Consider the following 11,666-nt stretch of genomic DNA (forward strand, 5'->3'; position numbering starts at 1 on the left):
GGTGTGACCGGAGCCACAGGTGCGACTGGCGCAAGCGGCCCGACCGGTGCGACTGGCGCGAGCGGCCCGACGGGTGCGACTGGCGCGAGCGGCCCGACGGGTGCGACTGGCGCGAGCGGCCCGACCGGTGCGACTGGCGCGAGCGGCCCGACCGGTGCCACTGGCGCGAGCGGCCCGACCGGTGCCACTGGCGCGAGCGGCCCGACGGGTGCGACTGGCGCGAGCGGCCCGACGGGTGCGACTGGCGCGAGCGGCCCGACCGGTGCGACTGGCGCGAGCGGCCCGACCGGTGCGACTGGCGCAAGCGGCCCGACGGGTGCGACTGGCGCAGGCGGACCCACAGGTGATACCGGCGCCACGGGTGCAACAGGTTCGACTGGCGCAGGCGGCTCGACCGGAGCCACGGGCGCGAGCGGCTCCACGGGAGCGACTGGCGCAGGCGGAGCCACAGGTGATACCGGCGCCGCAGGTTCCACTGGCGCCACGGGTTCTACAGGCGCGACGGGCGACACCGGAGCGACTGGCTCGACCGGCGCCGCCGGTTCGACCGGAGCGACTGGTTCGACAGGTGCGACCGGCTCGACTGGCGCGACGGGCGACACCGGAGCCGCGGGCTCCACTGGCGCAACCGGAGCCACAGGTGCGACCGGCGCCACGGGTGATACCGGAGCGACTGGCTCGACCGGCGCGTCCGGTTCGACCGGAGCGACGGGTTCAACAGGTGCAACTGGCGACACTGGTGCAACAGGAACCACGGGTGCTACGGGCTCTACCGGAGCGACCGGCTCGACTGGTGCCACCGGTGATACCGGAGCCGCGGGCTCCACCGGCGCAACCGGAGCAACAGGTGCGACCGGCGCCACGGGTGATACCGGAACGACTGGCTCGACCGGCGCCTCCGGTTCGACAGGTGCGACTGGCGGCACTGGTGCAACTGGAACCACGGGTGCAACGGGCTCTACCGGAGCGACCGGCTCAACTGGTGCCTCCGGTTCGACCGGAGCAACTGGTTCGACAGGTGCCACTGGCGACACTGGTGCAACAGGAACCACGGGTGCAACGGGCTCTACCGGAGCGACTGGCTCAACTGGTGCCACGGGTGATACCGGAGCGACTGGCTCGACCGGCGCCTCCGGTTCGACCGGAGCGACTGGTTCGACAGGTGCGACTGGCGACACCGGTGCAACAGGAACCACGGGTGCAACGGGCTCGACCGGAGCGACTGGCTCGACCGGCGCCACGGGTGATACCGGAGCGACTGGCTCGACCGGCGCCACCGGTTCGACAGGTGCTACCGGCTCGACCGGAGCAACGGGCTCGACAGGTGCAACGGGTGATACCGGCTCGACCGGAGCGACGGGCTCGACTGGTGCTACTGGCTCGACCGGCTCGACTGGAGCAACCGGATCGACCGGAGCCACCGGCTCGACTGGTGCTACTGGCTCGACTGGTTCGACCGGCGCAACTGGCTCGACAGGTGCGACTGGCGACACTGGTGCAACGGGTTCGACTGGCTCGACTGGCGCCACCGGTTCGACCGGAGCGACAGGTTCGACCGGCTCGACTGGAGCAACCGGCTCGACCGGAGCAACTGGCTCGACAGGTGCAACGGGTGATACCGGCTCGACCGGAGCCACCGGCTCGACTGGTGCCACTGGCTCGACGGGTGCGACCGGCTCGACAGGTGCAACTGGTGATACCGGCTCGACCGGAGCGACTGGCTCGACTGGTTCGACCGGCGCAACTGGCTCGACCGGCGCAACTGGCTCGACGGGTGCGACTGGCTCGACAGGTGCAACTGGCGATACCGGCTCGACCGGAGCCACCGGCTCGACTGGTGCGACTGGCTCGACTGGTTCGACTGGAGCAACCGGCTCGACCGGGGCCACCGGCTCGACTGGTGCGACTGGCTCGACTGGTTCGACTGGAGCAACCGGCTCGACCGGGGCCACCGGCTCGACTGGTGCAACTGGCTCGACGGGTTCGACCGGAGCGACAGGCTCGACGGGTGCCACTGGCTCGACCGGCGCAACTGGCTCGACAGGTGCAACTGGTGATACCGGCTCGACCGGGGCCACCGGCTCGACAGGTGCGACGGGCTCGACCGGCTCGACTGGAGCAACCGGCTCGACCGGGGCCACCGGCTCGACGGGTGCGACTGGCTCGACTGGTTCGACCGGCGCAACTGGCTCGACGGGTGCCACTGGTTCGACCGGCGCAACTGGCTCGACAGGTGCAACTGGTGATACCGGTTCGACCGGAGCGACAGGCTCGACTGGTGCGACTGGCTCGACCGGCTCGACTGGAGCAACCGGCTCGACCGGAGCCACCGGCTCGACGGGTGCGACTGGCTCGACTGGTTCGACCGGCGCAACCGGCTCGACCGGAGCCACCGGCTCGACTGGTGCGACTGGTTCGACTGGCTCGACTGGCGACACCGGTTCGACCGGAGCGACAGGCTCAACCGGCTCGACCGGAGCGACAGGCTCGACGGGTGCCACTGGCTCGACCGGCGCAACTGGCTCTACAGGTGCAACTGGTGATACCGGTTCGACCGGGGCCACCGGCTCGACTGGTGCGACGGGCTCGACCGGCTCGACTGGAGCAACCGGCTCGACCGGGACCACCGGCTCGACAGGTGCGACTGGCTCGACTGGTTCGACTGGAGCAACCGGCTCGACCGGGGGCACCGGCTCGACTGGTGCGACGGGCTCGACCGGCTCGACTGGAGCAACCGGCTCGACCGGGGCAACTGGCTCGACGGGTGCGACTGGCTCGACAGGTGCAACTGGCGATACCGGCTCGACCGGAGCCACCGGCTCGACTGGTGCGACTGGTTCGACCGGCGCAACTGGCTCGACGGGTGCCACTGGCGACACCGGTGCAACGGGTTCGACCGGCTCGACCGGGGCAACTGGCTCGACTGGAGCCACCGGCTCGACTGGTGCAACGGGTTCGACTGGCTCGACTGGCGACACCGGTTCGACCGGAGCGACAGGCTCAACCGGTTCGACCGGAGCGACAGGCTCGACGGGTGCCACTGGCTCGACGGGTGCGACGGGCTCGACAGGTGCAACTGGCGATACCGGCTCGACCGGAGCCACCGGCTCCACTGGTGCGACGGGCTCGACCGGCTCGACCGGAGCAACCGGCTCGACGGGTGCGACTGGCTCGACCGGCGCCACCGGCGATACCGGAGCGACTGGAGCGACCGGTGCGACTGGCGACACTGGTGCAACGGGTTCGACTGGAGCGACCGGAGCCACGGGTGCGACCGGCGATACCGGAGCGACGGGTTCGACCGGCGCCACGGGTGATACCGGCGCAACTGGCTCGACCGGAGCAACTGGAGCCACGGGTGCGACCGGCGATACCGGAGCGACGGGTTCGACCGGCGCCACTGGCGACACCGGAGCGACTGGAGCAACCGGAGCCACGGGTGCGACCGGCGATACCGGAGCGACGGGCTCGACTGGCGCCACCGGTGATACCGGAGCAACTGGAGCAACCGGAGCCACGGGTGCGACCGGCGATACCGGAGCGACGGGTTCGACCGGCGCCACCGGCGATACCGGAGCGACTGGCTCGACCGGCGCCACCGGCGATACCGGAGCGACTGGCTCGACCGGCGCCACCGGTGATACCGGAGCAACTGGAGCAACCGGAGCCACGGGTGCGACCGGCGATACCGGAGCGACGGGTTCGACCGGCGCCACCGGCGATACCGGAGCGACTGGCTCGACCGGCGCCACCGGTGACACCGGAGCAACTGGAGCCACGGGTGCGACCGGCGATACTGGAGCGACAGGTTCGACCGGCGCCACCGGCGACACCGGAGCGACTGGAGCAACCGGAGCCACGGGTGCGACCGGCGATACCGGAGCGACAGGCTCGACCGGCGACACCGGAGCGACTGGCTCGACCGGAGCAACAGGTACGGCTGGTTCGACAGGTGCGACCGGAGCCACGGGCTCGGGCGGTGGAACAGGTGATCATGACCACAACCATGGCAATAACGGCTTTGGCAATGGAGATCAGGATGCACCTGGTGGTTCCGGGAACCATAACAATGGCGAAAACGGCCCTGGTCACAAAGCCAGCGTCACCTCCACCTCACTCGGCCTCAAGGACACTGCAAAATTCCTGCAGTCGGGCTCGACACATGGCAACAGTGATCACGACAGCCATGCGTCGTTCCGCAACCTGATCGGCCTGGCGTCTACATCGGTGTCGACAGACCTGCTCAATGTCCTCAAGACGATGAGCGGATTTGGCCAGAACCACAACAAGCCGTCGGGGGCGAGCTCGGATCTCACCTCGGACCAGACCAAGCATGGCGCCGGCTACGCCAGCGACGATCATTCCATCAAGACGACCCTGAAGGATCTCTTGAAGCCGCATGAATAAGGAATGTTAAATGGACCACGTCCGGAGACTGGTCCAGGTTTGAAAAAGGGGCGCGCGGACTTCGCTGGAAGTTCGCGCGTTTCCACTTCTTGTCGGTGCGGCATCGTCTTGCGGAAAACCCTCCGCTGGCCATCTCTGGCTTCCAGCGAGGGCAGCGGATCGGCCTGGCGAGGCGATTATTTTTAGTAAGTCGGCGCAAACGGAAATGAAGCCGCCAAGCATGCGATTTTCAAAAAGAATCTGCGCGGCTTCGGCTCTTCGATACTGGCCAAGTTCGGCCATCTTGTTCCTGGCCATTGACCAAATCTCCACTTTATAGTTTACAAATCCCTAATTTTCGATTTTACTAATGTGTGACACGGGGTGTGTCCGCAGGTCGCGCGGTAGGGTTGCCGACGTCCTGCGAAGTTTTGGGGAAGGATCTGGGGGTCGTTAAGCCACATCGCGGGCGATGATGGAGGCGCGTTCTTTGAGCGCGCCTTGAAAGCCGCGTCAACGTTGCCCGCCCACGGAGGCGGACAGGTTTCCCGTTCCAGAGTTCCCTCGCGTTTGGACGCCGATCCGTCGGCGTGACCAGTGGCGGGAGTGTGTCGTGGGTGGGGTGAGATTGCGTGCGAGTTGGGCCCGGCGCGGAGCGATTTCCGGCGTCGATAGGCCCGCAATCCGACAGCGGCGACGGACCGCCGCAGCCGGCGGCTGGCAGCTTGGCCGCCGCTGTTCCGCCCTCCATGAAAATCTCAGCACAGCGCGGCCTGCCCGCGGGCCCGACCCCGCCGCGCCGGGCGTCGCCGGCGGATGCTCTCAGCTTGAACCCAATTTGAACCAGCGGGATCTCGCCATGGCCAGCGCCACCGAACTCGTTTTCGTCGATCCATCGGTATCCGATCTAGGCACGATCCTCGGCAATTTGGGGCCAAGGGTCGAGGCGATCGTGCTCGATGCCAGATCCCCGGCCGCGCGCCAGATGGCACGGGCGCTCGAAGCTCGTGACCGCCTCGACGCCGTGCACGTGATCGCGCACGGCGCGCCCGGGCGGGTGTGCTTTGCGGCCGGCGATTGGTCGGCGCGCACGCTGCAGCACGATGAGGCCGATCTCGCCACGATCGGCCAGGCATTGGGAGGCTCCGGCGAGCTGCTTCTGTGGAGCTGTGACGCGGGCGCCGGCGCTGCCGGAGCCGATTTTGTCGATGCGCTGGCGCGCGCGGCGGGGGCGCCGGTTGCGGCCGCCACCGACCTGGTTGGGTCGCCGACGCTCGGCGGACGATGGAAACTGACAAGGAACACCGCGGCGCGGGCGCCGCTGACGGAGGAGGGTATCATGGGCTACGCAGCAGTGCTTGCCGCGATCGAGATCACGATCTCCGGCTTGATCCCAACCGGCATGACGGGCGGCTCGACGACCTACTTCGTGGTCGACAGGGACCACGGCACAATCGTTGGCAACCTCAATCTGCCGAACATGGCCAACAACGCCTTCCGGATCGCCGTCAGGGTGCCAGGTGGAGCGACGAGCCTCGACGTCGGCGTCTTTGACGAAAGCGGCAAGTTCACCTCGGCTGGCTTCACTGTGGATGTGCCCGCGCCTCCATCCGGCGCCGTCGGGCCGAAGGGGTGAGCCATGCTGAAGGACCTCACATCAGATCCCTTCCATAGCCCGGCCGCCACGCTGGGCCTTTACGCATCGACACTCAAGGTTTCGCCCGCATACGCTCAGAGCGGGCGAGCCATGACCTTTGAGCCCGAAGTCCTGTTCATCGATCCTGCCGTCACCGACATACCCGCCATCCTTGCCGGGCTGCGGGCCGGCGTGCAGCCGGTGCTCCTCGACGCTGCGCGGCCGGCGGCCGCACAGATGGCGGCGGCGCTGGCCGGCCGCCAAGGCCTTGCGGCCGTGCACATCATCGCCCACGGCGCGCCTGGGCGCGTCGCCTTCGCAGCCGGCGAATGGTCGCGCGAAACGCTTACGCGCGACGCCGGCGACCTGGCCGCGATCGGCCGGGCCCTGGCCGAAGACGGCGACCTGCGGCTGTGGAGCTGCGAGACGGGTCGCGGCGCGGCGGGTGAGGCGTTTGTCGAGGGCCTCGAGGATGCTACCGGGGTGTATGTCGGCGCCGCCAACGCTTTGGTCGGCGCGGCGTCCCTGGGTGGACAATGGGAGCTGGCGGGCGGGCAAACGGCGCCGCTGACGACGGCGGGGGTCGCGAGCTATTCGGGCATCTTGAGCGTGGAAGTTACCCTTAATGGGACGCTTGATACAACCGGTGCAGTCTTTGCTGTTGAATACTATGTCACCACTTCTACCGGCGTTATTGTTGGCAGCTTCTCGCTTCCGTCTAGGGCGGTCGGTGGCTCTCCTCCCGTCTTCTCGTCAGTTGCGATTTTAATAAACGTTCCTTCGACTGGAGTGGCGACAACATATACAATTACTGCGCTCGTCCCACAGTCGGGTAACAACTCCAATCAGGATTTTACCCAAGTTGCGGCAGGAACCTTTACGGTTCCGGCTTCTGGCGTTGGTGCGGTTACGGTTGCCGGTGCGGACGCCATTGCCGGCAACGGTGTCTTTGCGGTAACCCCTTCATCTGCCGGAACAAACATTGGCCCGACCGGCGCCACAGGTGCGACGGGTGCGGGCGCGACGGGTGCCACCGGCGCCACGGGTTCGACCGGCGCAACGGGTTCGACAGGTGCGGGCGCGACAGGTGCGACCGGCGCCACGGGCGCTACAGGATCGACCGGCGCCACAGGTGCGACTGGTGCCACGGGTTCGACTGGCGCCACCGGAGCCACAGGTGCGACCGGCAATACGGGCGCCACTGGTTCCACGGGCGCCACTGGTTCCACAGGCGCGACTGGTGATACGGGCGCCACAGGTTCGACTGGAGCAACCGGAGCCACAGGTGCAACCGGCGATACCGGTGCCACAGGTTCGACTGGCGCCACGGGCGATACTGGCGCTACGGGTGCGACCGGCGCAACCGGAGCCACAGGTGCGACCGGCGATACCGGAGCGACGGGCTCAACAGGTTCGACCGGCGCGACCGGCGATACGGGCGCCACGGGTTCTACTGGCGCGACTGGCGATACCGGCGCTACGGGTTCGACTGGAGCAACCGGAGCCACAGGTGCGACCGGCGATACGGGCGCCACAGGTTCGACTGGAGCTACTGGCGCCACGGGCGATACTGGCGCCACAGGTTCGACTGGAGCAACCGGAGCCACAGGCGCGACCGGCGATACCGGCGCCACGGGTTCAACCGGCGCCACAGGCGATACGGGCTCGACTGGTGCAACCGGCGATACCGGAGCCACAGGCGCGACCGGTGATACCGGTTCTACTGGCGCAACCGGCGATACCGGAGCCACGGGCTCTACCGGTGCCACAGGTTCGACCGGAGCAACCGGAGCCACAGGTGCGACCGGCGATACGGGCGCCACCGGCTCGACAGGGGCAACTGGCGATACCGGCGCAACAGGTTCGACTGGCGCAACCGGCGATACCGGAGCCACGGGTTCAACCGGCGCCACTGGCGATACGGGAGCCACAGGTGCGACCGGCGATACTGGCGCCACGGGGTCGACCGGCGCGACCGGCGACACGGGAGCCACAGGTTCGACCGGAGCCACAGGCGCGACCGGCGATACCGGTGCCACGGGGTCGACAGGCGCAACTGGCGATACGGGAGCCACGGGTTCGACTGGAGCAACCGGAGCCACAGGCGCGACCGGCGATACAGGCGCCACGGGTTCAACCGGCGCCACAGGGGATACGGGAGCTACTGGTTCGACTGGAGCAACCGGAGCCACAGGTGCGACCGGCGATACTGGCGCCACGGGGTCGACCGGCGCGACCGGCGACACGGGAGCCACAGGTTCGACCGGAGCCACAGGCGCGACCGGCGATACCGGTGCCACGGGTTCGACAGGCGCAACTGGCGATACGGGAGCCACAGGTTCGACTGGAGCAACCGGAGCCACAGGTGCGACTGGTGATACGGGCGCCACGGGTTCGACTGGAGCAACCGGAGCCACAGGTGCGACCGGCGATACCGGCGCCACGGGTTCGACCGGCGCAACCGGCGATACGGGAGCTACGGGTTCGACGGGAGCAACCGGAGCCACAGGTGCGACCGGCGATACGGGCGCCACGGGTTCGAATGGCGCCACTGGTGATACGGGCGCCACGGGTTCGACTGGCGCAACCGGGGATACAGGCGCCACGGGTGCAACCGGAGCCACAGGCGCAACCGGCGATACCGGAGCGACGGGCTCAACAGGTTCGACCGGCGCAACCGGCGATACCGGTGCCACGGGTTCGACTGGCGCAACTGGCGATACCGGAGCTACTGGCTCGACCGGTTCAACCGGAGCCACAGGTTCGACCGGCGATACGGGCGCCACCGGCTCGACCGGAGCCACAGGTGCGACCGGCGATACCGGCGCCACGGGTTCGACAGGCGCCACTGGCGATACGGGAGCCACAGGTTCGACTGGAGCAACCGGAGCCACAGGTGCGACCGGCGATACCGGCGCAACGGGTTCGACTGGTACCACCGGCGCGACCGGCGATACTGGCGCCACTGGTTCAACCGGCGCAACCGGCGATACTGGAGCGACGGGCTCTACCGGTGCAACAGGTTCGACTGGAGCAACCGGAGCCACAGGCGCGACCGGCGATACCGGCGCAACGGGTTCGACCGGTGCAACCGGAGCGACAGGCTCGACGGGTGCCACTGGCTCGACCGGAGCCACCGGCTCGACTGGTGCGACGGGCTCGACCGGCGCAACTGGCACGACAGGTGCGACTGGCGATACCGGTGCAACTGGCTCGACGGGAGCAACTGGCTCGACAGGCGCCACTGGCGATACTGGAGCCACAGGTTCGACTGGAGCAACCGGCGCCACCGGTGCGACCGGCGATACCGGCGCCACGGGTTCCACAGGCGATACCGGCGCGACTGGCTCGACCGGAGCCACTGGCTCTACAGGTGCCACGGGTTCGACTGGGGCAACTGGAGCCACAGGTGCGACTGGCGATACCGGAGCTACTGGCTCGACCGGTGCAACCGGAGCCACAGGTGCTACGGGTTCCACCGGCGCGACTGGTGATACCGGCGCGACGGGCTCTACGGGTTCAACCGGAGCGACGGGCGATACCGGAGCGACGGGCTCTACCGGCGCCACTGGCGATACCGGAGCGACGGGCTCTACCGGAGCAACCGGCGACACGGGTTCGACTGGAGCAACCGGAGCCACAGGCGCGACTGGCGATACGGGCGCAACTGGCGCAACCGGCGATACCGGAGCTACAGGGTCTACAGGTGCAACCGGAGCCACAGGTGCGACTGGCGATACGGGTGCCACAGGTGCGACGGGCGATACGGGTTCCACTGGCGATACCGGCTCGACAGGCGCAACTGGCGACACTGGTGCGACGGGTTCGACCGGCTCGACCGGAGCAACTGGCTCGACGGGTGCGACTGGCTCGACAGGTGCAACTGGCGACACTGGTGCAACGGGTTCGACCGGAGCGACAGGCTCGACCGGAGCGACAGGCTCGACGGGTGCGACCGGCTCTACAGGCGCCACGGGTTCGACCGGTGCAACCGGCGCGACGGGAGCAACTGGCTCGACAGGTGCCACTGGCGATACTGGAGCCACAGGTTCGACTGGAGCAACCGGTGCCACAGGTGCGACCGGCCATACCGGCGCGACGGGCTCGACTGGAGCAACGGGTCATACCGGTGCGACGGGCGCCACGGGTTCGACGGGCGCCACCGGCCATACCGGCGCGACGGGTTCGACTGGTCATACCGGCTCTACCGGCTCTACCGGCTCAACCGGCTCGACTGGAGCAACGGGTCATACCGGTTCGACGGGCGCTACGGGTTCGACGGGCGCGACCGGAGCAACTGGTGCGACTGGCTCGACAGGTGCAACTGGCGATACCGGCTCGACTGGCGCCACCGGTTCGACCGGAGCGACTGGCTCGACCGGCTCGACTGGAGCAACCGGCGCGACTGGTTCGACCGGCGCAACTGGCTCGACGGGTGCGACTGGCGACACTGGTGCAACGGGTTCGACCGGCTCGACCGGCGACACCGGTTCGACCGGAGCGACAGGCTCAACCGGCTCGACTGGTGCGACTGGCTCGACCGGAGCAACTGGCTCGACAGGTGCAACTGGTGATACCGGCTCGACCGGAGCGACGGGCTCGACGGGAGCGACTGGCTCGACTGGTGCGACTGGCGATACCGGCTCGACCGGAGCCACCGGCTCGACTGGTGCGACTGGCTCGACTGGTTCGACCGGCGCAACTGGCTCGACGGGTGCGACTGGCGACACTGGTGCAACGGGTTCGACCGGCTCGACTGGCGACACCGGTTCGACCGGAGCGACAGGCTCAACCGGCTCGACTGGAGCAACCGGCTCGACTGGTGCCACGGGCGATACCGGAGCGACCGGTTCGACCGGGGCGACTGGCGACACTGGAGCAACAGGTGCGACCGGCGATACGGGTGCCACGGGTTCGACCGGGGCAACTGGAGCCACAGGTGCCACAGGCGCAACTGGCGATACCGGAGCAACCGGCTCGACTGGAGCGACTGGCTCTACAGGCGCCACGGGTTCAACCGGCGATACCGGCGCAACGGGAGCTACAGGTGCGACCGGCGATACCGGCGCCACAGGTGCGACTGGCGCAACCGGCGATACCGGAGCTACTGGCTCGACCGGTGCAACCGGAGCCACAGGTGCTACGGGTTCCACCGGCGCAACTGGTGATACAGGAGCAACCGGCTCGACTGGAGCTACTGGCTCCACAGGCGCCACGGGTTCGACTGGTGCCACAGGTGCGACTGGCGATACCGGAGCGACGGGCTCGACTGGAGCAACTGGCTCTACCGGTGCCACGGGTTCGACTGGCGCAACAGGTTCGACCGGGGCAACTGGAGCCACAGGTGCTACGGGTTCGACCGGAGCAACCGGCTCGACCGGCGCCACTGGTTCGACGGGCTCGACCGGCGCCACTGGTTCGACCGGAGCAACCGGCTCGACCGGAGCAACGGGTTCGACCGGCGCCACGGGTTCGACGGGTGCGACTGGTCATACCGGGTCCACCGGAGCAACCGGCTCGACCGGAGCAACGGGTTCGACGGGTGCGACCGGCCATACCGGCTCGACAGGCTCTACCGGTGCGACTGGCTCTACCGGGGCAACCGGAGCAACGGGTCATACTGGTTCGACCGGCGCCACTGGTT

General features: G+C 68.3%; 3 protein-coding genes. All 3 read left to right on the top strand.

What is annotated here, in order from left to right:
* The coding region (locus AC1D0I_RS31330; protein WP_477399995.1) for a beta strand repeat-containing protein at positions 1 to 4,407 on the top strand (4,407 nt) is incomplete at its 5' end.
* 838 nt (positions 4,408 to 5,245) lie between these two features.
* Positions 5,246 to 6,022: a DUF4347 domain-containing protein gene (locus AC1D0I_RS31335; RefSeq protein ID WP_477399997.1), complete on the top strand. Its 777-nt coding sequence runs from the start codon at positions 5,246 to 5,248 to the stop codon at positions 6,020 to 6,022.
* A gap of 111 nt (positions 6,023 to 6,133) precedes the next feature.
* Positions 6,134 to 11,666: DUF4347 domain-containing protein (locus AC1D0I_RS31340; protein WP_477399999.1), on the top strand; the 5,533-nt coding region annotated here is incomplete at its 3' end.

The sequence above is a fragment of the Mesorhizobium sp. P2_D1 genome, from assembly GCF_056404455.1.